This is a genomic window from Microbacterium sp. Bi121 (genome assembly GCF_918698005.1).
Taxonomy (GTDB): domain Bacteria; phylum Actinomycetota; class Actinomycetes; order Actinomycetales; family Microbacteriaceae; genus Microbacterium.
Genome location: NZ_CAKKLJ010000002.1, coordinates 90,012 through 114,228, shown reverse-complemented (window position 1 = coordinate 114,228; position 24,217 = coordinate 90,012). Strand labels below are relative to the sequence as shown.

The 24,217-nt window shown below is 68.3% G+C and carries 19 protein-coding genes; 9 read left to right on the top strand and 10 right to left on the bottom strand.

Translation table 11 applies throughout. From position 1 onward, the window contains the following. Positions 1-8: 8 nt before the first annotated feature. The 4 genes from LQZ87_RS03210 to LQZ87_RS03195 all read right to left on the bottom strand — a co-directional run bounded on the left by LQZ87_RS03210 (position 9) and on the right by LQZ87_RS03195 (position 5,208). Positions 9-770, bottom strand: a complete 762-nt coding sequence (locus LQZ87_RS03210) for an ABC transporter permease (protein WP_230102020.1) — start codon at positions 768-770, stop codon at positions 9-11. A gap of 2 nt (positions 771-772) precedes the next feature. Further along, positions 773-1,744: an ABC transporter ATP-binding protein gene (locus LQZ87_RS03205; RefSeq protein WP_230102019.1), complete on the bottom strand. Its 972-nt coding sequence runs from the start codon at positions 1,742-1,744 to the stop codon at positions 773-775. A 173-nt stretch (positions 1,745-1,917) separates the two neighbouring features. Next, positions 1,918-3,771: an FAD-dependent monooxygenase gene (locus LQZ87_RS03200; RefSeq protein WP_230102018.1), complete on the bottom strand. Its 1,854-nt coding sequence runs from the start codon at positions 3,769-3,771 to the stop codon at positions 1,918-1,920. A 63-nt stretch (positions 3,772-3,834) separates the two neighbouring features. Next, positions 3,835-5,208, bottom strand: coding sequence for an MFS transporter (locus LQZ87_RS03195; RefSeq protein WP_230102017.1), 1,374 nt, complete (start codon positions 5,206-5,208; stop codon positions 3,835-3,837). Positions 5,209-5,344: 136 nt separating this feature from the next. Between LQZ87_RS03195 and LQZ87_RS03190 the strand changes: the two genes are divergently transcribed. From LQZ87_RS03190 to LQZ87_RS03165, 6 genes are all read left to right on the top strand, one after another. Continuing rightward, positions 5,345-6,820 (top strand): fumarylacetoacetate hydrolase family protein, encoded by a 1,476-nt coding sequence (locus tag LQZ87_RS03190; protein WP_230102016.1) that lies wholly within the window; start codon positions 5,345-5,347, stop codon positions 6,818-6,820. Continuing rightward, positions 6,817-7,518 carry a GntR family transcriptional regulator gene (locus tag LQZ87_RS03185; RefSeq protein ID WP_230102015.1) on the top strand — a complete coding sequence of 234 codons (702 nt, stop codon included), beginning with the start codon at positions 6,817-6,819 and terminating at the stop codon, positions 7,516-7,518. Before LQZ87_RS03190 ends, LQZ87_RS03185 begins: the two co-directional genes overlap by 4 nt. A 25-nt stretch (positions 7,519-7,543) precedes the next feature. Then, positions 7,544-9,040 (top strand): 5-carboxymethyl-2-hydroxymuconate semialdehyde dehydrogenase, encoded by a 1,497-nt coding sequence (gene hpaE / locus LQZ87_RS03180; protein ID WP_230102014.1) that lies wholly within the window; start codon positions 7,544-7,546, stop codon positions 9,038-9,040. Positions 9,041-9,050: 10 nt separating this feature from the next. Beyond that, positions 9,051-10,217 (top strand): 3,4-dihydroxyphenylacetate 2,3-dioxygenase, encoded by a 1,167-nt coding sequence (gene hpaD, locus LQZ87_RS03175; RefSeq protein WP_230102013.1) that lies wholly within the window; start codon positions 9,051-9,053, stop codon positions 10,215-10,217. Positions 10,218-10,304: 87 nt separating this feature from the next. Next, entirely contained in the window at positions 10,305-11,090 is a 786-nt protein-coding gene (locus tag LQZ87_RS03170; protein WP_230102012.1) for a fumarylacetoacetate hydrolase family protein, read from the top strand. Then, positions 11,075-11,884, top strand: a complete 810-nt coding sequence (locus LQZ87_RS03165; protein ID WP_230102011.1) for an HpcH/HpaI aldolase/citrate lyase family protein — start codon at positions 11,075-11,077, stop codon at positions 11,882-11,884. The genes LQZ87_RS03170 and LQZ87_RS03165 overlap by 16 nt, the downstream gene beginning before the upstream one ends. Here LQZ87_RS03165 and LQZ87_RS03160 read toward each other — a convergent pair. From LQZ87_RS03160 to LQZ87_RS03135, 6 genes are all read right to left on the bottom strand, one after another. Beyond that, positions 11,878-13,053, bottom strand: coding sequence for an ROK family transcriptional regulator (locus LQZ87_RS03160; protein WP_230102010.1), 1,176 nt, complete (start codon positions 13,051-13,053; stop codon positions 11,878-11,880). The two genes, LQZ87_RS03165 and LQZ87_RS03160, sit on opposite strands and share 7 nt — an antisense overlap. A 35-nt stretch (positions 13,054-13,088) precedes the next feature. Continuing rightward, complete coding sequence (locus LQZ87_RS03155) at positions 13,089-14,666, bottom strand: glycoside hydrolase family 43 protein (protein WP_230102009.1); 1,578 nt, start codon at positions 14,664-14,666, stop codon at positions 13,089-13,091. Next, positions 14,663-17,074, bottom strand: coding sequence for a glycoside hydrolase family 3 N-terminal domain-containing protein (locus LQZ87_RS03150; protein WP_230102008.1), 2,412 nt, complete (start codon positions 17,072-17,074; stop codon positions 14,663-14,665). Before LQZ87_RS03150 ends, LQZ87_RS03155 begins: the two co-directional genes overlap by 4 nt. A 33-nt stretch (positions 17,075-17,107) precedes the next feature. Next, a complete protein-coding gene (locus LQZ87_RS03145) occupies positions 17,108-17,998 on the bottom strand; it encodes a carbohydrate ABC transporter permease (protein WP_230102007.1) in 891 nt (296 codons plus the stop codon). Further along, a complete protein-coding gene (locus tag LQZ87_RS03140) occupies positions 17,995-18,939 on the bottom strand; it encodes a sugar ABC transporter permease (protein WP_230102327.1) in 945 nt (314 codons plus the stop codon). Before LQZ87_RS03140 ends, LQZ87_RS03145 begins: the two co-directional genes overlap by 4 nt. Before the next feature lie 74 nt (positions 18,940-19,013). Continuing rightward, positions 19,014-20,306, bottom strand: a complete 1,293-nt coding sequence (locus tag LQZ87_RS03135) for an extracellular solute-binding protein (RefSeq protein ID WP_230102006.1) — start codon at positions 20,304-20,306, stop codon at positions 19,014-19,016. A 189-nt stretch (positions 20,307-20,495) separates the two neighbouring features. On the opposite strand from LQZ87_RS03135, the gene LQZ87_RS03130 reads away from it, so the two are divergent. The 3 genes from LQZ87_RS03130 (at position 20,496) to xylB (ending at position 24,198) form a co-directional block, all read left to right on the top strand. Beyond that, entirely contained in the window at positions 20,496-21,494 is a 999-nt protein-coding gene (locus LQZ87_RS03130) for a LacI family DNA-binding transcriptional regulator (RefSeq protein WP_230102005.1), read from the top strand. A 105-nt stretch (positions 21,495-21,599) separates the two neighbouring features. After that, complete coding sequence (gene xylA / locus LQZ87_RS03125) at positions 21,600-22,787, top strand: xylose isomerase (protein WP_230102004.1); 1,188 nt, start codon at positions 21,600-21,602, stop codon at positions 22,785-22,787. A 124-nt stretch (positions 22,788-22,911) separates the two neighbouring features. Continuing rightward, entirely contained in the window at positions 22,912-24,198 is a 1,287-nt protein-coding gene (xylB, locus tag LQZ87_RS03120) for a xylulokinase (protein WP_230102003.1), read from the top strand. Positions 24,199-24,217 lie beyond the last annotated feature (19 nt).

Below are 24,217 nucleotides of genomic sequence, written 5' to 3'. Positions count from 1 at the left end.
TGTCGACACTATCGGCGAGAACGCGACCGCTTGACGCCGAATGCCACGAGGACGGCGAACACGATCAGCCATGCCACGACGTTCAGCGAGACCATCAACAGCGAGTCGGTCTGCCCTGTTGTGAGAACGCCATCCGTGAGCGGCCAGCGGCTCAGCGCCACGAACCCGTACAAAGGTGTGAAACGGGCGATGCCGAGCATCACGCCGTCCAGGGGCATGAAGACGTTTCCGAAGAAGGCGAAGAAGGTCATCGAGATGGACGCCAGCGCCGCGGCCGAATCGGAGTTGAAGAACAGCCCGACACCGAGCCCGTACAGGCCGTAGATGAGACCGACTCCGAGGATGATTCCGGCAGCGGCGAACCAGCGCCACACCTCCGTCGTCTCGGCACCGGTCAGCACACCTGCGGCGAAAACGGCGAGCATGGCGAGAGCCGCGAACGAGACGGCGGTGACCAGCTTCGTCACCGCGTATCCCGTGGTGCCGAGCGGGGTCATCGCGAGCTGCCGCCCCCACCCCTGCTTGGCCTCGGTCGCGGCGAGCGATGTGATCGAGCTCATGGCGACGGCGGTGCCGTATGCGGCCATCGAGACCATCACGTAGAACTTGACGTTCCCGTGGCCGGCGGTGATGTCGCCGTACCCCATGCTCGCGCCGAACAGCAAGTACATCGCAACCGGCATGCCGAGCGTGAAAGCGAGCGTGTATGGGTTGCGGATCTGCCGCATCGCCTCGACGCGCACCATGGTGGGTGAGAGTGACATGGTCATGATCAGTCCTCCGTCAGGGCTGTGAAGGCGGTCTCGAGGGTGGGCGCGGCGATCTCCAGATCGTGCGCCCCGGCGTTCAGAAGAACGGATGCCGCGGCATCCGAGTCGAGCGCGCGAAGGCTCACACGATTCGCGTCGACGCGGACCTCGACGATGCCCTCGGTCTGCTCGAGCTGCGAGACGAGGGTTTCACCGCCGGTGTCGGGAAGGTTCGCGGCGAGCGTGCGGCCGCCGAGGTTCGCGCGCAGCTGCGCGGTGGGCGCGTCGGCGACGATGACCCCGCGGTGCATGACGACGGTCCGCCGCGCGAACTGCTCGGCCTCCTCGAGGTAATGCGTGGCGAAGATGATGGTCCGCCCGGCATCCGCATCGGCACGCATGACGTCCCAGAAGTGGCGGCGGGCGTTCACGTCCATGCCTGCGGTCGGTTCGTCGAGCACGAGGATATCGGGATCTGCGACCAGCGCGAGTGCGAACTTCACCCGCTGCTGCTCGCCGCCGGAGCACTTGGAGATACGGCGGCGGGCGAGCTTGTCGAGCTCGGTGCGGGCGAGGACCTCTGGCACGCGCGCGAGCGAATCGCGCCCGTGCAGCGATGCGATGACTTCGACCGTCTCGCGGACGCTGAGGTCGGAGAGCAGTCCTCCGGTCTGCAGCACCCCGGCGATCACGCCGTCCTTGGCGGCCCTGCCCGGCTTGTTCCCGTACACCGAGACGGTTCCGGTGCTCGGGTCCGTCAGGCCGAGGAGCATGTCGAGTGCGGTCGTCTTTCCTGCGCCGTTCGGGCCGAGGAGGGCGACGACCTCGCCACGACGGATGCTGAGGTCCAGCCCGTCGACCGCCTTCACCGTGCGCTCCCCCACGCCGAAGTGCTTGGTGAGGCCCGTGATGGAGACGGCTGTCTCGGATGCTGTGGCCGATGCGCTCGTGCGGGATGCGCTCGTACGGGTCGGTGCTGCCGCTGCTGTGGTCATGGTTCCAGCGTGGCGGACGCCGTCCGCCCGATCAGGAGGGCGGTGTCATCTCCTGCGCATGACACGTGTCACGGCATCCGCACCTCCCGCTCGGAAAACGGAGATCATCCGGCGTGTCATCGGCGCGCGGACGACACGCCAGGTCGTCCGGGATTTCCGAAGCCGGGCGGGCCTCAGGCCGGGAGGAACGCGCCGTCGAGGAAGGCGGCGAGTTCGGCCGTGGCATCCAGCGGCAGCACCGCGGCGACGTACTGATCAGGGCGCACTACCACGACAACGCCGTCGCGGGACAGCTCCCGCTCGTCGAAGATGTCGCTGCGGCACCAGGCGTTCGGCGCCGCGGAGTAGACCTTCTCCCAGTCCGTGAGTCCGAGCGGCCCCGTCCGCGGCAGGAACAGCTGAGGCGCGGCCAGCTGATCGAGCGAATCGAACGACTCCTGATACACGACCTTCGCGTCGATGACGGCATCCGCATCGGCATCCGCCGGGGTGACACGGGCGATCAGAGGCGCGACCGCCGACGCCCACTCGCGCAGGCGCGTGCCACCGGCATCCGCGAACGCATACACGCGCCAGCGACCGTCGGCCTTCGCATGGTGGCCGAGGTGCACGACGTTGCCGTCGCAGACCCGGACGACCTCGGCCGACTTGAACCGCTTGCCGATCGGGAACCCGGCGGCCAGACCCTGATGCGACGCGTCGCCGGTGATGGCGGAGGGGCCGTACTGGGTCATGAAGCCGGAGGGGAACTCCGCCGTGCCGAGATAGTAGTTGGCGAGCTCCTGCGGGTCGGAGATCTCCTCTGGTTTGCGCGCCATGAGCGATGACCATTCGCGGTCGAAGTCGATCAGCTGCTGAGCGACCGGGCGCCGCTCCGCGCCGTAGGTGGCGAGCAGGCTCTCCGGCGACCGGCCGGTGAGAACGGCGCCGAGCTTCCACCCGATGTTGAACCCGTCCTGCATCGACACGTTCATGCCCTGACCGGCCTTGGCGCTGTGGGTGTGGCAGGCGTCGCCGGTGAGGAACACGCGGGGCGTGCGGTCGGAATCGTCGATGACGTCGTCGAACCCGTCGGTCACCCGGTGTCCGACCTCGTAGACGCTGTGCCAGGCGATCTCCTTCACGTCGAGCGTGTACGGATGCAGGATCTCGTTGGCCTTCTCGATGATCTTCTCGATCGGCGTCTGGCGCACCCGGTGGTTGTCGTCGGCTGCGACCTCGCCGAGGTCCACGTACACGCGGCTGAGGTATCCGCCCTCGCGCGGGATGTGCAGGATGTTGCCCGCCTTGGCGTTGATCGCGCACTTGGTGCGCCAATCGGGGAAGTCGGTGTTCACCAGGATGTCCATCACGCCCCAGGCGTGTGCTGAGAATGCGCCGACGTGCTTGCGCCCGATCGCCTCCCGCACGCCGCTGCGGGCGCCGTCGGAGCCGATGACGTACTTCGCTCGGATCGTACGCTCCCCCGACGCCTGGCGGACGCGCACCTCGACCGGGTGATCGCCCTCGTCGTGCACGGTCAGGCCCAGGAACTCGACGCCGTAGTCGGGCACGATGCGCCCTGGGCCGTGGGCTGCCGCTTCGGCGAAGTAGTCCAGCACCCGCGCCTGGTTCACGATGAGATGCGGGAACTCGCTGATCTTGAACCCGTAGTCCTCGGTACGGGTGGTCCGGATGATGTTCTCGGGGTTAGCGGGATCCGGATTCCAGAAGTTCATCCATCCGATGTTGTAGGCCTCGGCGATGATGCGTTCGGCGAACCCGAATGCTTGGAAGGTCTCGACGCTGCGCGGCTGGATGCCGTCCGCCTGACCGAGCACGAGACGCCCCTCGCGCTTCTCGATGATCCGCGTCGTGACGCTCGGGAACTGCGACATCTGCGCCGCCAGCAGCATACCGGCGGGGCCGGAGCCGACGATGAGCACGTCCATCTCGTCCGGCAGATCAGCGGAGCGATCGATCCCCGTGCCCGCCGCCGCGACGATGCGCGGATCCTGAGAGACGTAGCCGTGGTGATGGAACTGCATCGATTCTCCTTGTTGGTACGTTCTGTCGGGGCGGATGCCGCATGCATCCGCCCCGTCGATGGCTCAGGCCTTGGCAAGCCCGTAGATCGGGCTGACCGACTGCTCCTCCTCGTGATCCGGCCCGAGCGGGATGCCGCTGCGGTCGCGCAGCAGCAGCGTCGCGATGAGGCCGATAACCGTCATGCCGGCGAGGTACCACGTGACCGACATCGTCGTGCCGGTGCTCTTGACGAGCGCGGTGGCGATCGTCGGCGCGAACGCGCCGCCCGCTATCGCGCCGATCGCGTACGAGATCGAGACGCCGGAGAAGCGGATGCTGGCGGGGAACAGCTCGGTGTACAGCGCTGCCTGCGGGCCATAGGTGAAGCCGAGACCGATCGTGAGGATCGCGAGCCCGGCGAACAGCAGTCCGATGCTTCCGGTGTTCACCAGCGGGAACAGTGCGAACACGCCGACGAGCTGCAGGACCCAGCCGATGATGTACGTCGTGCGGCGACCGAGCCGATCGGAGACGAAGCCGGCGATCAGAGTCGACAGCAGCCAGGTGACTGCGGATCCCGCGACGGCCCAGAGCACGGGTCCTCGGTCGAGGGCGAGCGGGCCTTCGGGGTCGGTCGAGTAGTTCTGGATGTAGCCGCCGGTGGTCATGTATCCGACGGCGTTGTTGCCGGCGAACACGAGCGCAGCGATGATCACGAGCAGCAGGTGCTTGCGGAACAGCTGCACGATCGGCATCCGCGCCTTCTCCTTGCGCTCGGCGAGTTCAGCGAAGACCGGGCTCTCCTCGACGTTGCGACGCACGTAGTAGCCGACCAGGATCAGCACGACGCTGAGCAGGAACGGGATGCGCCAGCCCCACGCGACGAACTGCTCTCCCGGGGCGATGGCGGTCATGATGGCCATGACGCCCGATGCGAGCAGCAGCCCCAACGGCACGCCGATCTGCGGCGATGCGCCGAATGCCCCGCGCTTCTTCTTGGGCGCGTGCTCGACGGCCATCAGGACCGCGCCTCCCCACTCGCCGCCTGCGGAGAGTCCCTGCAGGATCCGCAGCAGCACGAGAAGGATCGGCGCCGTCATGCCGATGTTCTCGTACGTCGGCAGCACACCGATGAGGGCGGTCGCCGCTCCCATCAGGATGAGCGTCCACATCAGCACCCGCTTGCGGCCGAGGCGGTCGCCGAAGTGCCCGGCGAGGAACGCTCCGAGAGGGCGGAACAGGAAGCTGATGCCGACAGTGGCGAACCCGATGAGGATGCTGTCGGCGCCCAGCGCCTTGAAGAACAGCTCCCCGAACACGAGGCCGACGGCGGTGGCGTAGATGAAGAAGTCGTACCACTCGACGGTGGTTCCCACGACCGTGGCGAAGACCACGCGTCGCCGGTCGGCTGGACTGGCGATGGTGCCGGTCGGTGTGAAGCCGGGCTGATCAGTCATTGAAGCTCCTTGGATGACGTCGTTGTCCGGGTGATCAGGTCGTCGTGAAGCGATGCTTGCCACCCGTTGTCAGGATGATATACGATTTCAAATACATCGCACAAGGGCGATGAATCGACGCAAGGAGGCGCTACCTGTGACGGACCAGCCCATTCTCGGCAGCCAGGTCGCCCGCCCGGGCAAGATCATCGCGATCCACCTCAGCTACGCATCCCGCGCCGACCAGCGCGGTCGTCGCCCCGCCCACCCCTCCTACTTCTTCAAGGCGACGAGCTCCGTCGCGGCCTCCGGCGGAACCGTCGAGCGCCCGGCCGGCACCGAGCTGCTCGCCTTCGAGGGCGAGATCGCCCTCGTCATCGGCGAACCGGCGCGCAACGTCAGCCTCGAGGACGCCTGGTCGCACGTGGCCTCCGTCACCGCGGCCAACGATCTCGGCCTCTACGACCTGCGCGCGAACGACAAGGGCTCGAACGTCCGCTCCAAGGGCGGAGACGGCTACACGCCGCTCGGCCCCGACCTCATCGACGCCCGCGCGGTCGACCCGCACGACATCCGCGTCCGGACCTGGGTCAACGGCGAGCTGCGCCAGGACGACGACTCGTCCGGCCTCATCTTCCCGCTCGCGCAGTTCGTCGCCGACCTCTCCCAGCACTTCACGCTCGAGACCGGCGACGTCATCCTCACCGGCACCCCGGCGGGGTCGTCCGTGATCGTTCCCGGCGACGTCGTCGAGGTCGAGGTGGATGCTCCGAACGCGCCGGGTGCGCCCACATCGGGTCGCCTGGTCACCACTGTCGTCCAGGGCGATGTGCCGTTCGACGAGACTCTCGGGTCGATGCCGGCGGTCGATGACCTGCAGCGTACCGAGGCATGGGGATCGGCCGAGGCGGCCGGGCTGGAGCCGGCCCCCGCGACGACGACCGCCCTGTCCGCAGAACTCCGCGCCAAGCTCGAGAAGGCGCCGACCGCAGGGCTCTCGGCACAGCTGCGCAAGCGCGGCCACCACCACTGCTTCATCGACGGCGTGAGCGCGAACCTCCCCGGCACGAAGATCGTCGGCACGGCCCGCACTCTGCGCTTCATCCCCGCACGCGAAGACCTCTTCACCAGCCACGGCGGCGGCTACAACGCGCAGAAGCGGCTGTTCGACACGGTCGACGAGGGCGAGATCATCGTGATCGAGGCCCGAGGGGATGCCACGACCGGCACCCTCGGCGACATCCTGGCGCTGCGTGCCACGGCACGCGGGGCCGCCGGCGTCGTCACAGACGGCGGCGTGCGCGACTTCGACGAGGTCGCGCGCATCGGGCTTCCGGTCTTCTCGCAGGGCGCCCACCCGTCTGTTCTCGGACGGAAGCACGTCCCGTGGGACCTCGACGTCACGATCGCCTGCGGCGGGGCCGCCGTGCAACCAGGAGACGTGATCGTCGGCGACGGCGACGGCGTCATCGTGATCCCGCCGTCCCTCGCGGAGGAGGTCGTCGACGCGACGCTCGCCCAGGAGGACGAGGACTCCTGGATCGCCGTGCAGGTCGAGGCGGGGCATCCCGTCGACGGCCTTTTCCCGATGAACGCCGAGTGGCGCGCCAAGTACGAAGCGAGCCGCGGATGACCGAGGGGAAGACACTGAGCAAGTCGCAGCAGGCGTACCACTGGATCAAGGGACGCATCGCCAGCCAGACGTTCACGCCCGGGTACCGGCTCGTCCTCGGAAGCATCGCCGGGGAACTCGATATGAGCGTCGTCCCGGTGCGCGAAGCGATCCGCCAGCTCGAGGCCGAAGGGCTCGTGCAGTTCGAGCACAACATCGGAGCCCGCGTCGCCATGGTCGACGACAGTCAGTACCGGAACAGCATGGAGGCCCTCAGCATCCTCGAGGGCAGCGCGACCGCGCTCTCCGCCCCGCGCCTGACGGTCGATGATCTCAAGGCCGCCCGCGCGATCAACGCGAAGATGATCGAGACGCTCGACCACTTCAACCCGTCGGCGTTCACCCAGCTGAACCAGGAGTTCCACGCCGTGCTCATCGCGCCGTGCCCCAACCCTCGGCTGCATGAGCTCGTCACGGTCGAGATGCAGCGCCTGAACCGCCTGCGCGACTCGACATTCAGTTTCGTGCCCGGCCGCGCGCACGAGTCCGTCAAGGAGCACGAACAGATCGTGTCGCTGATCGAGAACGGCGCCCCCGTCGTCGAGATCGAACGCGCCGCGCGCCTGCACCACGCATCCACGCTCGACGCCTATCTCAGCAAAGAGCACGGCGCCGACTCCGACATGCGCGGCGACGCCGCCGCCACCCACGTCCACTGAACTGGTCCACCGCACCGGAGGAATCATGACCGACAACCGCATCCCCGCTGATCTTCCCGATCACATCCAGCACTACATCGACGGCGAGTTCGTAGATTCGATCGACGGCGACACGTTCGACGTGCTCGACCCGGTGACCAATGAGAACTACACCACCGCGGCAGCAGGCAAGAAAGCCGACATCGACCGTGCCGTCGCCGCCGCCAAACGGGCGTTCGACGAGGGCCCGTGGCCGAAGATGCTCCCCCGCGAGCGCTCGCGCGTCCTGCACCGCATCGCGGACCTCGTCGAGTCCCGCGACAAGCGCCTCGCCGAGCTCGAGTCCTACGACTCCGGTCTGCCGATCACGCAGGCGCTGGGCCAGGCCCGCCGCGCGGCCGAGAACTTCCGCTTCTTCGCCGATCTGATCGTCGCCCAGGCGGATGACACGTTCAAGGTCCCCGGCCGCCAGATCAACTACGTCAACCGCAAGCCGATCGGTGTGGCCGGCCTCATCACGCCGTGGAACACGCCGTTCATGCTCGAGTCGTGGAAGCTCGGCCCCGCGCTCGCGACGGGCAACACCGTCGTGCTCAAGCCCGCCGAGTTCACGCCGCTGTCGGCATCGCTGTGGGCGGGCATCTTCGAGGAGGCAGGGCTGCCGAAGGGCGTCTTCAACCTCGTCAACGGCCTCGGCGAGGACGCCGGCGACGCCCTCGTGAAGCATCCGGACGTGCCGCTGATCTCGTTCACCGGCGAGAGCCGCACCGGGCAGATCATCTTCGCCAACGCCGCTCCGTACCTCAAGGGCCTGTCGATGGAGCTCGGCGGCAAGTCGCCCGCGGTGGTCTTCGCCGACGCCGATCTGGATGCCGCGATCAACGCGACGATCTTCGGGGTGTTCTCCCTCAACGGCGAGCGCTGCACGGCCGGCTCCCGCATCCTCGTCGAACGCAGCATCTATGACGAGTTCGTCGAGAAGTACGCGGCTCAGGCGAAGCGCGTCAAGGTGGGGTTCCCGCACGACCCGTCGACCGAGGTCGGTGCGCTGGTGCACCCCGAGCACTACGACAAGGTCATGAGCTACGTCGAGATCGGCAAGACCGAGGCGCGCCTCGTCGCCGGAGGCGGGCGCCCCGATGGCTTCGAGACCGGCAACTACGTCGCCCCGACCGTGTTCGCCGATGTGTCGCCGGATGCCCGGATCTTCCAGGAGGAGATCTTCGGCCCGGTCGTCGCGATCACTCCGTTCGACACCGACGAGGACGCGCTGGAGCTGGCGAACAACACGCGCTACGGTCTCGCGGCGTACATCTGGACCAATGACCTCAAGCGCGCGCACAACTTCGCGGGCAATGTCGAGGCCGGCATGGTGTGGCTGAACTCGAACAACGTCCGGGACCTCCGCACCCCCTTCGGCGGCGTGAAGGCATCAGGCCTCGGCCACGAGGGCGGCTACCGCTCGATCGACTTCTACACCGACCAGCAGGCCGTGCACATCAACCTCGGTGAGGTCCACAACCCCGTTTTCGGAAAGCAGTGAGGACGCTGACATGACGAACCGTGCAGACATGACGCTCACCTCATCGGGCTACTACGTCAGCCAAGAGGCGCCGATCGAGACCGACAATCCGATCGCCACGCCCCAGGCGTCGCCGCCCGATATCCTCCGCTGCGCCTATATGGAGCTCGTGGTCACCGATCTCGCGGCATCCCGTCAGTTCTACGTCGACATCCTCGGGCTGTACGTCACCGAGGAGGACGACGAGGCGATCTACCTGCGCTCGACCGAGGAGTTCATCCACCACAACCTCGTGCTGCGCAAGGGTCCGCTCGCCGCCGTGCGGGCGTTCTCGTACCGGGTGCGCACTCCGGAGGATCTCGACCTGGCCGTCGCCTTCTATGAAGAGCTCGGCTGCGACGTCCGCCGCAGCCCCGAAGGGTTCGTGAAGGGCATCGGCGACTCGGTGCGCGTGGTCGACCCGCTCGGCTTCCCGTACGAGTTCTTCTACCAGGCCGACCACGTCGAGCGGATGTCGTGGCGCTACGACCTGCACGTCCCGGGTGAGCTCGTCCGCCTCGACCACTTCAACCAGGTCACCCCAGACGTGCCCCGCGCCGTGAAGTACATGCAGGATCTGGGCTTCCGCGTCACCGAGGACATCCAGGACGAGGAGGGCACCGTCTACGCCGCGTGGATGCGCCGCAAGCCCACCGTGCACGACACCGCGATGACCGGGGGCGACGGACCGCGGATGCATCACGTGTGCTTCGCGACGCACGAGAAGCACAACATCCTCGCCATCTGCGACAAGCTCGGCGCTCTGCGCCGCTCGGATGCGATCGAGCGCGGGCCAGGGCGCCACGGCGTCTCGAACGCGTTCTACCTGTACCTGCGCGACCCCGACGGACACCGCGTCGAGGTGTACACGCAGGACTACTACACCGGCGACCCCGACAACCCGGTGGTCACCTGGGACGTGCACGACAATCAGCGCCGCGACTGGTGGGGCAACCCCGTCGTCCCGTCGTGGTACACCGAGGCGTCGCTCGTACTCGACCTCGACGGCAACCCGCAGCCCGTGCACGCCCGCACCGACGACAGCGAGATGGCCGTCACCATCGGCGCGGACGGATTCTCGTACACGCGCCGCGACGAGGGCGAGGAGTCGATGCCGGAGTACAAGCAGGGCGAGTACAAGCTGGGACACCAGCTGTAGAGCCATCTATTTCTGCGCCGCGCCCGCTTTCGCGCGCGAAAAGCGTACGTATGGCAGAAATAGACGAGTGGAGATGAAGGAGAACGGATGCTGCAACCCGACATCATCGCGCGGCTCGCGGGGGAACTCGCGGACGCCGACCGCACGCACGCGGTGATCCCGCGCATCACGGCGAGGTATCCGGATGCCACGATCGACGACTCCTATGCCATTCAGGGCATATGGCGGGACAAGAACCTCGCAGCAGGGCGGAAGCTCGTCGGTCGGAAGATCGGTCTCACCTCGAAGGCGATGCAGCAGGCGACAGGCATCACCGAGCCCGACTACGGCGTGATGTTCGACGACACCGTGTACGCGTCCGGCTCCGACATCCCGTTCGACGACTTCTCCAACGTGCGCATCGAGGTCGAGCTCGCCTTCGTGCTCGCCCGGCCGTTGGAGGGGCCCGGCTGCACGCTCGACGATGCCCTGGCCGCGATCGACTACGCCGTCCCCGCGCTCGAGGTTCTCAACTCGCACATCGAGCTCGAGGGCCGGACGATCGTCGACACGATCAGCGACAACGCCGCGTACGGCGCGATGGTGCTCGGCGATGTGCGCATGCGTCCGGACGAGATCGATCTGCGCTGGGTCCCTGGTGTGCTCTCCCGCAACGGCGAGATCGAGGAGACCGGGGTCGCACAGGGCGTCCTCGGCCACCCCGCGACCGGTGTCGCCTGGCTCGCGAACAAGTTCCACCAGCACGGCGCGCGACTCGAGGCCGGCGAGATCATCCTGGCAGGATCGTTCACGCGCCCGATGTGGGTGCACAAGGGCGACGAGGTCCGCTGCGACTATCGCGAGATGGGAGTCATCGAATGCCGTTTCGTGTAGAGCCTCGATCGTCGTTCCGCGATCGCTTGGCCGCCGCCGACCGACCGCTCGTCGGCGCGTGGATCTGCTCCGGCAGCCCGATCGCCGCCGAGATCGTCGCGGGCTCCGGTCTCGACTGGACGCTGATCGACGGCGAGCACAGCCCGATCGGCCTGGACGCGATCCTGGCGCTGCTGCAGGCCGTGGCGCCGTATCCGATCACGCCGGTCGTGCGTGTTCCCTCGGCGGATCCGGTCTGGATCAAGCAGGTTCTCGACACGGGCGCGCAGAATCTGCTGGTGCCGATGGTGAACACCGCCGCGGATGCCGCAGCCGCCGTCGCCGCGACCCGCTATCCGCCGCGCGGCATCCGCGGGGTCGGCAGCGCGCTCGCGCGCGCAGGGCAGTTCAATCGCATCGAGAACTACCTGCACCGCGCGCACGAGATCACCTCGCTGAGCGTGCAGATCGAAACGGATGCCGCCGTGCAGAACGCCAGGGCGATCGCCGACGTCGATGGGGTGGATGCCGTGTTCATCGGCCCGAGCGATCTCGCAGCGTCCATGGGGCTGCTCGGCCAGCAGGAGCATCCCGATGTGGTCGCCGCGGTCGAACAGACCATCGCCGAGGTGCGTGCGGCAGGCAAGCCGGTCGGCGTGAACGCCTTCAACCCCGAAACCGCTCGTCGTTACCTCGCCGCTGGAGCGTCGTTCGCGCTCGTCGCCGCCGACGTGTCGATCCTGGCGCGGGCGACCGAGAAGCTCGCTGCCGACTGGATCCCCGAAGCCGACCCGACTCAGCGCGCCGGCTACTGAGGACGGGAAGTCAGCGGGTCGGCGAGCAGCTCGGCGAAGGCCGCTTCTGCTGCGCCGATGAGCAGGCGGTCCAGACCGAGCGCTGCCGAGGCGATCTCGAGGCCCTCAGCCGCGACGGCGAGAGAACGCTCACGAACGTCGGCGTCGAATCCCTCGGGGTCGCGGTCGCGCAGGATGCCGAGGAACCCGCCGAGCACGATCATCGACGGGTTCAGCGCGTTCACCGCGTTGCTGATCGTGGCCGCGAGCACTCGACGCTGACGCACCACCTCTTCGTCGGCGGTCGGGCCGGGGGCACCGGAGAGTGCCGCTGCGAGCGCGTCGTCATCACCGGCGACCAGCGTCGCCGCCGCCATGAGCCGGGCGCGATTGACCTCGTCCTCGAGCACACCGTCGTGAGTGCGGCGGTGCGCCTCGTTCGCGATGCCCGGCCTCGTCTGGCCCCACTCCCCTGCGTAGCCGCCGGCTCCGCGGATCAGGGTTCCGTCCAGGATCACCCCACCGCCGATACCGCTCGCGCCGCCGTTGAGGTAGATGACGTCGGTGTGCTCACGCGCCGCGCCGAACAGGTGCTCGGCACGAGCGCCGAGGGATGCGTCGTTGTCGACGGTCACCGGCAGCCCGAGAGCCTCGGCGAGAGGGGTCGCGATGTCCTCGTCGCGCCAGCCCAGGTGCGGTGCGAGGCGCACGAGCCCGTCCGATGCTCGCACGAGACCCGGCACGGCGACGCCGACACCGACGATCCGGCATCCGACCAGCTCCTCGCTCCGCCAGCGCGTGACGAGATCCGCGATCGTGGCGACCGCATCAGCGACAGCCGGCACGTCCGTGAGCTCGATCCGCGCGCGTGCCCGCAGACCGCCTCCGAGGCTGACCGCACCGACCTCGATCGCATCGACCTCGGGGTTGACGCCGATCGCCACGACATCCGCGCTGGCCGTGACCACGGGGCTCGGGCGGCCGACGCGCTTGTTCGCATCCGGTTCCTGCTCGGTCACGAGTCCTCGCTCGGCGAGCGCCGTCACGAGATCGGCGACCGTCGATCTGTTGAGCCCCGTCTCTGCCGTGAGGAGCGAGCGCGAGCGCGGACCGTGTCGGTGGACCAACCGCAGCACCTCGCCCAGGTTCGTGCGGCGCACCGCTTCGACGGCGGTCGCGCGTTCCTTCATCGATGGCTCGTTCCTGTGGGCTGCGGCGGGTGCACTCAGGCTATCGGCACGGCGGTGGCATCTCTGCGCGGCTCGTAACGGAATTCGTCGAGTCGCACCGTGCCGCTCGGCGGCAGACCGTCACTGGTCGCGAAGACTCCCAGCCAGACGCCGAGGAAACCACCGGTGGATGACGCGTCGAGCTCACGACCGTCGACAGCGGCGAGCACCTCTCCACCGGCGACGAGCTCGTAGGAGTAGTCCCGCACGCGCACACCGAGGCCCACGGAATCCGTCGCGTCGTCGACCTGCTCGGCGAGCACCGTGTCCACTCCGCCACGGCAGTGCGTCGCCCGAACCACGAGTCCCTTGTGCGTCCTGGTCACCTGAACGGTCGCGTGATCCTGCTCCGATTGCCGGACGGCGAGGCCGGCCCGCTCGCCGTCCGCGAGCCCGGACACGTCGATGGTGCCGGTCACGTCGACCTGGGCGTGCTGCGGCCGGATGCCGACGAAGGCAACGGTGCCGGCATCCGCAAGCGTCTCGCCACGGACGGGAAGCACCCACGACCCGTGCGCATCCGCGGTCGCGATGTCGTTCGGCAGAGCGCGCAACGACGTCCATCGCGCATCGCCCGGTTCGACGACGCCGGGCCGCCGGTCGTCCGGCTGCCAGCTCCCCGCGGGGGCCGCGGCATCCGCCCAGGGGATCTCGATGCTGTCGGGCAGTCGGCCGAGCCCCGGCGCGAAGACCGGCCAGCCGTCCTCCCACGCGATCGGGCACAGGAACGTCTCCCGTCCGAGCGGATAGTGATGCCCGTCGGCAGCCCGCATGGCGAGCATGACCGCGTGCCATGATCCGTCCGGCGCCTCGACGAGGTCGGCGTGACCGGCGCCGATGACGTCCACGCCTCGCCCGAGGTGACGATGCGTGAACACCGGATTGGACCGCGTGCCCTCGTACGGCCCGGTCACCGAGTCCGCCCGCGCGACGCTCACGGCGTGGTGGAACTCCGTCCCACCTTCGGCCGCGATCAGGTACCAGCGCCCGTCGATCCGGTACAGATGCGGTCCCTCGGCCCAGACGGCTCCGTGCACGGCGCCCCGCCAGATGACGTGCTCATCGCCGACCAGGGCCCGCTCGTCGCGCGCGTACTCGCGCACCCAGACCTCCGTCTGGTCGTGCCACTGCGGGTCGCGGGCGAGACGGGTTCCGTGCATCCACACCCGGCCGTCCTCGTCGAACGCGACGGACGGATCGATCCCGTCGGCATCCAGCCAGACCGGGTCGCTCCATGGGCCGGCGGGATCCGCCGCGGTGATGACGAAGTTCCCGCCGCGGGTCGCATCCGTCGGGTCGACCAGCGTGCAGACGATCCAGAACCGCTCGCCGTCGTGCCGGATCGTCGGCGCGTAGAGCCCTCCGGACGAAGGGATGCCACGGTAGTCCAGCATCCCTGAGCGATCGATGGCGTGGCCGATCGTCTCCCAGCGCACGAGGTCGCGGGAGTGCATGATCGGCAGCCCTGGCAGGTACTCGAACGTCGAGGTGACCAGGAAGTAGTCGTCTCCGACCCGGCAGATCGACGGGTCGGGGTGACACCCCGGGAGGATCGGATTGGACGCTCTGATCATCCCTGAACGACCTCGACGATCCGCGCGTCTCCGGCCGTGACCTCATGCACATCGCCCGTGAGCACCACGGTCCGTCGGGGCGTGGCCGTGCCGGGGACCTCGCGGTGGTCGCGGCCGCGCGAGTTCGAGATCACACCGCCGGTCGCGGCATCCATCTCCGTCGTGGACGACGCGGCGGCGGCATGCGAGGCGACCCACACGTCGACGTCGCCTGGTTCGACGGTCTTCACTCCGCGGCGATCAGTGAACGCCAGGCGCGCGGTCGGCACGTCGAAGCTCACACGCCGCGACTCCCCGGCAGCCAGCCTCACGCGCGCATAGCCGAGCAGCTGAGCCACGGGCCGGGTGACCGAGGCGACGCGGTCGCGCGCGTACAGCTGGACGACGTCTGTACCGGGCCGGTCGCCCGTGTTGGTGACCGTGACCGACGCGGTGAACCGTCCGTCGGTGCCCGCGTGCTCGTCGACCGCCAGGTCGTCGTACGCGAACGAGGTGTATGAGAGCCCGAAACCGAAGGGCCGCGCGGGAGTCGAGTCCGCCGAGGTGACGTCCGACGCCCCGCCGAGGATCGGATGCAGGTAGCTGTACGGCTGGGCTCCGGCCGACCGGGGAAGACTCACGGGGAGCCGCCCGGACGGGGATGCCGCGCCGGTGAGGATCGCGGCGATCGCACGGCCGCCCTCTTCGCCGGGGAAGAACGACTGCAGCACGGCCGCCGGGCGGGCGTCCTCGTCGTCCAGCGCCCAGCCGATCGCGTACGGCCGCCCGGTGAGCATGACCATGACGATCGGCGTTCCGGTCGAGACCAGACGCTCGACGAGCTCTCGCTGCACGCCGGGAAGCTCGAGCGAGTCGACGTCGTTCCCCTCGCCCACGGTTCCACGGCCGAAGAGTCCTGCCTGGTCGCCGATGACGACGATCGCGACGTCGGCGTCGGCAGCCGCAGCGGCTGCCTCATCGAACCCCGATCGGTCGTCTCCCTCGACGTCGCAGCCTCGAGCGACGACGATGTCCGCGCCTGGCAGCGCTTCGACGAGCGCCTCCCGGACGCTGGGAATCTCGAACCCGACCTCGTATCCGCGGTGGTGCGCCAGCACGTGATTGGCGAACGAGTAGCAGCCCTGCAGAGCCTCGGCACGGTCGGCGTTCGGACCGATCAGCGCGATGCGGTTCGCGGACGCGGCGAGCGGGAGCACGGGGCCCGAGCCCGCAATCGGGTCGTTCGACAGGAGCACGATGGACTCCTCCGCCAACAGGCGTGCGACTGCGCGGTGACGCGGGCTGTCGAGGTCGACGTCCTGCGGCGGCTGCCCCTCGAAGGCGTCCTCGTCGAGCAGACCGAGCTCTTCCTTCTGCTTCAGCACGCGGATCACCGCGCGGTCGAGGTACGCCTCGTCCAGCATCCCGGATCGCACACGATCGACGAGCGGCGCCAGATACGCGTCCCCGGATGGCAGTTCGACGTCGATCCCGGCCGTCAACGCCAGCTGGGCCGCCTCGCCGCGGTCGGCCGCGACGGCGTGCATGGCCTCCAGGAACGCGACGGCGAAGTAGTCGGCGACGACCACGCCGTCGAATCCGAGCTGCTCGCGCAGGAGCCCCGTCAGCAGCGCCGGATCGGAGGCGACGGGCACCCCGTCGATCTCGGCGTAGCTGTTCATGACGCTCCGGACCTCGCCGTCGCGGATCGCCATCTCGAACGGCGGCAGGAAGATGTCGGCCACCTCGCGCTGCCCGGCCGAGACGGGCGCGTGGTTGCGGCCGGCGCGTGAACCGGAGTATCCGAGGAAGTGCTTGAGCGTGGCGTGCACCCCCGTGGACTGGAGTCCCTGCACGTACGCCGTTCCGACCGTTCCGACCAGGTAGGGGTCTTCGCCGATGCATTCGTCGACGCGACCCCAGCGCGGATCGCGGATCACGTCGAGCACGGGGGCGAGCCCCTGATGGATGCCGAGATCGCGCATCGACTCGCCGATCAGCGCCCCCATCTCGGCGACGAGCTCCTGATCGAACGAGGCGCCCCACGCGAGCGGCGTGGGGAAGGACGCGGCCTTCCACGCGGCGAGCCCCGTGAGGCACTCCTCGTGCACGAGCGCCGGGATGCCGAGCCGGGTCTCGCGCTTCAGACGGCGCTGCTCCTCCCACAGCCAGGCGGCGCGCTCCGCAGGCTCGACCGGGCGGGTGCCGTACACCCGCGTGTAGTGCCCGATGCCGTCCCTGGTGATGTCGGCGAGTGCCTCGCCTGCGCCGGTGCGACCCATCTCGTTCTGCATGGGGGCGACGACCTCACCGCCCTGATCCAGCCAGTAGCCCACGAGCTGGGCGGCCTTCTCCTCCAGCGTCATGCGCGCGAGCAGTTCGCTCACCCGCGGTGAAGCGGCCGGGTAGGCGGGGATGTCCGCGGACATGGGCGTCTCCGTCGAAAGTGCGTTGGTCACAGATCAGCCCTTCACAGCGCCGGTGAGTCCGCCGACGATGCGGCGTTCGAAAAGGCTGAAGAAGATCAGCGCCGGCAGCATCGACAGCGACGTGTACGCGAGCACGCGCGCTGTGTCGACCGAGTACTGCGAGGCGAAGTTCTGCACGCCGAGGGGAAGAGTGAACAGGCCGGGGTCGCTGAGGATGAACAGCGGCAGCATGTACCCGTTCCATGAGCCGACGAAGGCGAGGATGCCGACGGTGATGACCCCTGGGAGGCTCAGCGGGATCACCATCCGCCAGAAGAACCCGAGTCGGGATGCTCCGTCGATGGCTGCCGCCTCTTCGAGCTCCTTCGGGATCGCCCGGAGGAACGGCACGAGGATGATGATCGTCGTCGGCAGCGCGAAAGCGATCTGCGGCAGGATGATCCCGGCCAGGCTGTTCACCAGGCCGAGGTTGCGGATGAGCAGGTACAGCGGCGTGATCGCCACCGTGATCGGGAACATCAGTCCTGCGGCGAACAGCGCGTACATGACGCCCCGACCGCCGAAGTCGTATCGCGCGATCACATAGCTCGCCATGAGGCCGAGGAGCACGGCACCGGCCGTTGTGCCCACCGCCGCGATGGTGGAGTTCAGCATCGCGCTCCAGAACTCGGAGCTCGCCAGCACGTCGCCGTAGTTGGACACCTCCCACGGAGTGGGGAAGCCCGAGGGGTCGACCGTGATCTGCGCGTTCGTGCGGAACCCGCCGATGATGATGTACAGCACAGGGGTGATGCAGATCGTGATCAGCACGATCGCGATGAGGTACACGCCTGGACTGCCCCAGCGCACCTGGGGTGCGCGCCGCCGGCCGTCGGGGCGCTTCGGCTGGATCACGAGCGACGTGCTCAGGCTGTCGGTCGTCATGAGCGCTTCCTTCCGCTGGCGCCGGTGACAGCGCCCTCCGTGTCGCGCCGCAGGACGAAGCGCTGGTAGACGAGTGCGATGACGAGGGAGATCAGGAAGAGCATGACGGCGACCGCGTTGCCGAAGCCGTAGCTGCCGGCGAGGTGCCCGTTCTGATACATGTACGTCGCCATCGTCGATGTGCCGGCGGTCGCGGCGATGTACTGACCCCAGATGATGTTGACGAGGTCGAAAAGCTGCAGCGATCCGATGATCGACAGGAAGGCCCAGATGCGGATGGTCGGTCCCAGCAGCGGCAGCGTGATGCTCCACTGGATCTTCCAGAAGCCGGCGCCGTCGATGGCTGCGGCCTCGTACAGCTCCTCCGGGATGGACTGCATGCCGGCGAGCATGAGGATCACGGCGAAGCCGATGTACTTCCACGTGATGATGACCATGAGCGTCCACATCGCGATGGACGGATCGGCGAGCCAGGACTGCTGGAGCGCACCGAGGCCCCACTTCTCGAGCAGGGAGTTCAGCGCTCCCGCATCCTGCATCATCAGGCTCCACCCGATGCCCACGATGACCTCGGAGATCACGTACGGCATGAAGATCAGCACGCGGATCAGCGAGCGACCGCGGATCTTCTGGTTCAGCAGCAGGGCGAACAGGATGGCGATCGGGCCCTGCATGACGAGGGAGAGGACCACGATGATGAAGTTGTGCAGCACCGCGTCGCGGAACGACTCGTCCTGCCAGATCAGCAGATAGTTGTTCAGACCGACGAACTCGGTCGGCCAGCCGAAGCCGTTCCATTTGAAGAAGCCGTAGAACGCGGCCATCGCCACCGGGAAGATCACGAAGCCGATGAACATCAGCAGCGCGGGTCCGGAGAGCAGCGCGATCTCACCGCGCTTGCGCCAGTCGGCGCGCGGGCGGCGGCGCACCGGGGCCGGCATGTCGCCGGCCCCGGTGCGGACGTTGCTCTCAGGCACGGCAGCCGCCATCACCTGGGTCTCTGTCATCGCCCGGCTCAGCCCCTCGCCGATGCATCGGTGATCTTCGACACGAGCTTCTCGGGAGAGCCCTGGCCGGCGAGCAGCTCGACGACGCCCGTGTTCAGCGCGTTGCCGACGTTCTGGCCGAGTGCGGTGTCCAGCCACAGTGCCACGTACGGCGCCTTGCTGTAGGCCTCCATCAGCGGCGTGAGCGACGGGTCGGTCACGGCGCCGGTGGCGTCCTGCGATGCGGGGATCGTCTGGAACGCGACGGCGTAGTTCTCCTGCCACTCCTTCGACGAGATGAAGTTGAGGAACTGCTCGCAGGCCTCAGGCGAGTCCGTCGAGCAGGAGTAGCCGTCGACGCCGCCCATCATGGCGCCGGGCGTACCGTCGCCGCCGTCGACCTCGGGGAACGGGAACCAGCCCAGATCCGGCAGCGGCTTCTCGTCCGGAGTCAGACCGGCGATGACGCCGACGTCCCAGGCGCCCATGAGCTCCATGGCTGCCTTGTGGTTGGCGACGAGGCCGGCCGAGGAGTTCGCGCCCTCCTGGGCGGAGGTGGTCAGGAATCCGCTGTTGAAGGGCTCTGTGGCCACGAAGTCCGCGAGGTTGTCCGCGGCGGTGAGCCAGCATTCGTCGCTGAAGTCCGGGTTGGTCGCGAGGTTCGAGATGATGTCCTCGTCGCACGCGCGGACCGCGAAGAAGTAGTACCAGTGCGCAGCAGGCCAGGCGTCCTTGGCGCCGAGGGCGATGGGCGCGATGCCCGCGTCCTTCAGCTTGTCGACGGCCTCTCCCAGCTCGTCCATCGTCGTCGGCTCGGCGGAGATGCCGGCCTGCTCGAACAGATCCTTGCTGTAGAAGATTCCACCGGGCAGCACAGCGCTGGGCATCCCGTAGACCTTGCCGTCGACGGTGAAGGCGCTGAACGGCGCGTCGCCGAACGCGGTCTTGACGTCGTCGTCGATCAGGTCGGTGAGGTCCTTGACCTTGCCGGCCCCGACGATGTCGGCGAGCTTGCCTCCACCCCGCGCCATGAAGATGTCCGGCATGTCTCCGGAGTTGACGGCGGTCTGCAGCTTGCCGTCCATGTCCTCGTTCTGGATCGACGTGACCTTGATCGTCACCTCGGGGTTCTCGTCGTGGAAGGCCGCCGCGGCGTCTTCCCAGTACTGCTTGCCTGGGCCGGTGGTCGAGTTGTGCCACATCGTGAGCGTGGTCTCGCCGCCATCGCCTGCGTCGCCTGATCCGCCGGAACAGGCGGTCAGCCCGACTGCCATCAGGGCTGCGACGGCTGCCGCTGCGGCCCGTGCATTGCGCGTCTTCATTGCCGTGTCTCCTCTTCATCGAGTGATTGCACCGCTGCGTCGAGCGGTGGGATGCGGCGGAGGGAGGGTGCCCCACTGCCAATTTGTTGCCAGCAACACCAATATGCTGTGCGCCAACTCTGACACCAGATCCCGGCGCGTGTCAATCGATATCGATAACGTTTTCTACAATCCCGATATCATGATGCCATGAACCGTCGGACCACGATCAACGATGTCGCTCTCGCTGCCGGAGTCTCGGTCGCGACCGTGTCCAAGGCGATCAACGGCCGATACGGCGTCTCCCCCGAGACGCTGTCCCACGTCATGGGAATCGTGGAGGACCTCGGATACGAGAGTTCGATCGTCGCGACATCCATGCGTCGGCGCAGCACGAACGTCATCGGCGTGCTCGTCGCCGAGTTCGAGCCGTTCGCCCTGCAGCTGCTGCGCGGCGTCTCCACCGCTCTCGAGACGACCGATTACGACGTGCTCGCCTACGCCGGAAGCGTCTCAGCCGGCGAGCACCTGGGCTGGGAGCGGCGGTCGCTTTCGCGGCTGGGCGGAACACTGATCGACGGCGCGATCCTCGTGACGCCGACGACCACCCCCACCCAGACGTCGGTGCCCATCGTGGCGGTCGACCCTCATGTCGGCGCCGCCGACGCCGCCACCGTGACCGTGGCCAACGTCGAGGGGGCGCAGGCGGCCACCGAGCACCTCATCTCCCTCGGGCACCGCCGCATCGCGCACCTGCGCGGACGCACCGACCTGGAATCCGCCAGGGAGCGCGAGCAGGGCTACCGCAGTGCGCTCGAGGCAGCCGGCATCCCCTTCGACCCCACCCTGGTCGTCGACGGCAGCTATCGCGCCGCCGACTCGACGGCCGGAGCGAACGCCATCCTCGACCTCGCGGACACACCGACCGCCGTCTTCGCGGCGAACGACCTCTCCGCCATCGAGATGATGCGGGTCGCCGCCGAACGGGGGCTGCGTGTGCCCTCCGACCTGTCGGTCGTCGGCTTCGACGACATCCTCGACGCGGGATCGCACGTGCCGCAGCTGACCACGGTGCGCCAGCCCCTTCCCGAAATGGGGACGGCAGCGGTTCGGATGCTGCTCGATGTGCTGCAGGGCCACGATCCCGAGCCGATCCGGATGCCCACGACGCTCGTGGTGCGCGAATCCACCGCACCGCCGCACGCCTGACGTCTCGGCTTCTGGCGCGCCGCGACGCGATTGCGGACGCTCGGCGGATGCTATATGTTGTGTTTCACAACTTATATTCGTCCATCCGCTTGCAGAGGAGCAGCCATGCCCACCCCCACCCGCGACGACAAGTTCTCCTTCGGCCTCTGGACGATCGGGTACAACGGCACCGACCCGTTCGGCGGACCGACCCGCCCGGCGATGGACGTCGTGCACGCCGTCGAGAAGCTCGCCGAGCTCGGCGCGTACGGCCTGACGTTCCACGACGACGATCTGTTCGCCTTCGGGTCGTCCGACGCCGAGCGACAGAACCAGATCGACCGGCTGAAGGGCGCTCTGGCCGACACCGGCCTCATCGTCCCGATGGTCACCACGAACCTGTTCAGCGCCCCCGTGTTCAAGGACGGCGGCTTCACCTCCAATGACCGGGATGTGCGCCGCTACGCGCTGCGCAAGGTGTTCCGTCAGCTCGACCTCGGTGCAGAGCTGGGCGCCAAGACGTTCGTCATGTGGGGCGGCCGCGAGGGCGCCGAGTACGACTCGGCAAAGGACATCCGCGCGGCGCTCGAGCGCTACCGCGAGGCCGTGAACCTCCTCGGCGACTACGTCACCGACAAGGGATATGACATCCGCTTCGCGATCGAGCCCAAGCCCAACGAGCCGCGCGGCGACATCCTGCTGCCCACGCTCGGCCACGCGATCGCGTTCATCGACTCGCTTGAGCGGCCCGAACTCGTCGGACTCAACCCCGAGGTCGGGCACGAGCAGATGGCGGGCCTGAACTTCGCCGCCGGCATCGCCCAGGCGCTGTACCACGGCAAGCTCTTCCACATCGATCTGAACGGCCAGCGCGGCATCAAGTACGACCAGGACCTCGTCTTCGGCCACGGCGATCTGCACAACGCCTTCGCACTCGTCGACCTGCTCGAGAACGGCGGCCCCGGCGGGGTCCCGGCGTACGAGGGCCCGCGTCACTTCGACTACAAGCCGAGCCGCACCGAAGACGAGAAGGGCGTGTGGGACTCGGCTGCTGCGAACATGCGCACCTACCTGCTGCTCAAGGAGCGTGCAGCGGCCTTCCGCGCCGACCCCGAGGTGCAGGAGGCGCTGGCGGCAGCCAAGGTCGACGAGCTCTCGACGCCGACACTGAACCCCGGAGAGTCGTACGACGACTTCCTCGCCGACCGCAGCGCGTTCGAGGACTTCGACGCCGACGCGTACCTGGGTGGCAAGGGCTTCGGCTTCGTGCGGCTGCAGCAGCTCGCGACCGAGCACCTCCTCGGCGCACGCTGACCCGACCGCCCTCCTCTTCGCCGAGACCCCGTCTTCGCGTCGAGACCCCGTCGTGCAGACGTCACGAAGACGGGGTGTCGACGATACGACGGGGTCTCGGCAATGCGATGAAAGGATGCCGAACATGGCACTCGTGATGGGGGTCGACAGCTCGACCCAGTCCTGCAAGGTCGTCGTCGTGGACGCCGCCTCCGGCGCGATCGTGCGCACAGGTCGCGCGTCGCATCCTGACGGGACATCGGTCGACCCCGAGGTGTGGTGGGAGGCGCTGCAGTCGGCGATTGCGGATGCCGGCGGGCTGAGCGACATCGCCGTGTGGGCGATCGGCGGACAGCAGCACGGGATGGTGGCGCTCGACGCCGACGGTCGGGTGATCCGCGACGCCCTGCTGTGGAACGACACCCGGTCAGCGGATGCCGCGGCCGATCTCGTCGCGGAGTTCGGAGCGGAGCAGCTCGCCGCGCGCACCGGGCTCGTGCCGGTGGCATCCTTCACGATCACCAAGCTCCGCTGGCTGCGCGATAACGAGCCGGACCACGCCGCCCGCGTCGCGGCCGTAGCACTCCCCCACGACTGGCTGACCTGGCGCCTGCGCGGATTCGGACCCGACAACCCCGTCCTCGACGAGCTCGTCACCGACCGTTCGGACGCCTCGGGAACCGGCTACTGGAACCCCTCCACCGGCGAGTACGACCGTGAGCTGCTGATCACGGCGCTCGGGCACGACGCGATCCTCCCTCGGGTGCTCGGACACGACGAGAGCGTGCGCGACGCGGATGGCCGCCTGGTCGGCGCCGGAGCCGGCGACAACGCCGGAGCCGCTCTCGGTCTCGGAGCAGAGCCCGGCGACGTGGTCGTGTCGATCGGCACCTCGGGCACCGTCTTCGCAGTGAGCGACAGGCCGGTGACCGACCCGACGGGCACAGTCGCCGGGTTCGCGGATGCGACCGGCAACTTCCTGCCCCTGGTCGCAACACTCAACGCCGCGCGCGTGCTGAGCGCGACGGCATCCCTGCTCGGCGTCGAACTCGACGAGCTCAGTGAACTCGCACTGCAGGCGGAATCCGGAGCCGGCGGGCTCACCCTCGTGCCCTACTTCGAGGGCGAGCGCACCCCGAATCTGCCTGATGCCACGGCCGAGCTCACGGGCATGACGCTGTCCTCGACGACCAGGCCGAACCTCGCACGCGCCGCCGTCGAGGGGATGCTGCGCGGACTCGGCGCCGGAATGCAGGCGCTCCGCGACCTCGGCATCCCCCTCGAGCGAGCCATGCTGATCGGCGGCGGTGCGCAGTCCGAAGCCGTGCGCCGGATCGCCCCCGACGTGCTCGGTGTGCCCGTCGAGGTGCCGGAGCCGGCCGAGTACGTGGCGCTGGGCGCCGCACGGCAGGCCGCGGCCCTCACCAGCTAGAGGCAGACCCACTGGAGAC

What these genes read in the sequence shown, in the direction of transcription:
- LQZ87_RS03210 (WP_230102020.1), bottom strand. Translation starts at nt 770, where the DNA reads ATGACCATGTCACTCTCACCCACCATGGTGCGCGTCGAGGCGATGCGG.
- LQZ87_RS03205 (WP_230102019.1), bottom strand. Translation starts at nt 1,744, where the DNA reads ATGACCACAGCAGCGGCAGCACCGACCCGTACGAGCGCATCCCGCACG.
- LQZ87_RS03200 (WP_230102018.1), bottom strand. Translation starts at nt 3,771, where the DNA reads ATGCAGTTCCATCACCACGGCTACGTCTCTCAGGATCCGCGCATCGTC.
- LQZ87_RS03195 (WP_230102017.1), bottom strand. Translation starts at nt 5,208, where the DNA reads ATGACTGATCAGCCCGGCTTCACACCGACCGGCACCATCGCCAGTCCA.
- LQZ87_RS03185 (WP_230102015.1), top strand. Translation starts at nt 6,817, where the DNA reads ATGACCGAGGGGAAGACACTGAGCAAGTCGCAGCAGGCGTACCACTGG.
- hpaE (WP_230102014.1), top strand. Translation starts at nt 7,544, where the DNA reads ATGACCGACAACCGCATCCCCGCTGATCTTCCCGATCACATCCAGCAC.
- hpaD (WP_230102013.1), top strand. Translation starts at nt 9,051, where the DNA reads ATGACGAACCGTGCAGACATGACGCTCACCTCATCGGGCTACTACGTC.
- LQZ87_RS03170 (WP_230102012.1), top strand. Translation starts at nt 10,305, where the DNA reads ATGCTGCAACCCGACATCATCGCGCGGCTCGCGGGGGAACTCGCGGAC.
- LQZ87_RS03165 (WP_230102011.1), top strand. Translation starts at nt 11,075, where the DNA reads ATGCCGTTTCGTGTAGAGCCTCGATCGTCGTTCCGCGATCGCTTGGCC.
- LQZ87_RS03160 (WP_230102010.1), bottom strand. Translation starts at nt 13,053, where the DNA reads ATGAAGGAACGCGCGACCGCCGTCGAAGCGGTGCGCCGCACGAACCTG.
- LQZ87_RS03155 (WP_230102009.1), bottom strand. Translation starts at nt 14,666, where the DNA reads ATGATCAGAGCGTCCAATCCGATCCTCCCGGGGTGTCACCCCGACCCG.
- LQZ87_RS03150 (WP_230102008.1), bottom strand. Translation starts at nt 17,074, where the DNA reads ATGTCCGCGGACATCCCCGCCTACCCGGCCGCTTCACCGCGGGTGAGC.
- LQZ87_RS03145 (WP_230102007.1), bottom strand. Translation starts at nt 17,998, where the DNA reads ATGACGACCGACAGCCTGAGCACGTCGCTCGTGATCCAGCCGAAGCGC.
- LQZ87_RS03140 (WP_230102327.1), bottom strand. Translation starts at nt 18,939, where the DNA reads ATGCCGGCCCCGGTGCGCCGCCGCCCGCGCGCCGACTGGCGCAAGCGC.
- LQZ87_RS03135 (WP_230102006.1), bottom strand. Translation starts at nt 20,306, where the DNA reads ATGAAGACGCGCAATGCACGGGCCGCAGCGGCAGCCGTCGCAGCCCTG.
- LQZ87_RS03130 (WP_230102005.1), top strand. Translation starts at nt 20,496, where the DNA reads ATGAACCGTCGGACCACGATCAACGATGTCGCTCTCGCTGCCGGAGTC.
- xylA (WP_230102004.1), top strand. Translation starts at nt 21,600, where the DNA reads ATGCCCACCCCCACCCGCGACGACAAGTTCTCCTTCGGCCTCTGGACG.
- xylB (WP_230102003.1), top strand. Translation starts at nt 22,912, where the DNA reads ATGGCACTCGTGATGGGGGTCGACAGCTCGACCCAGTCCTGCAAGGTC.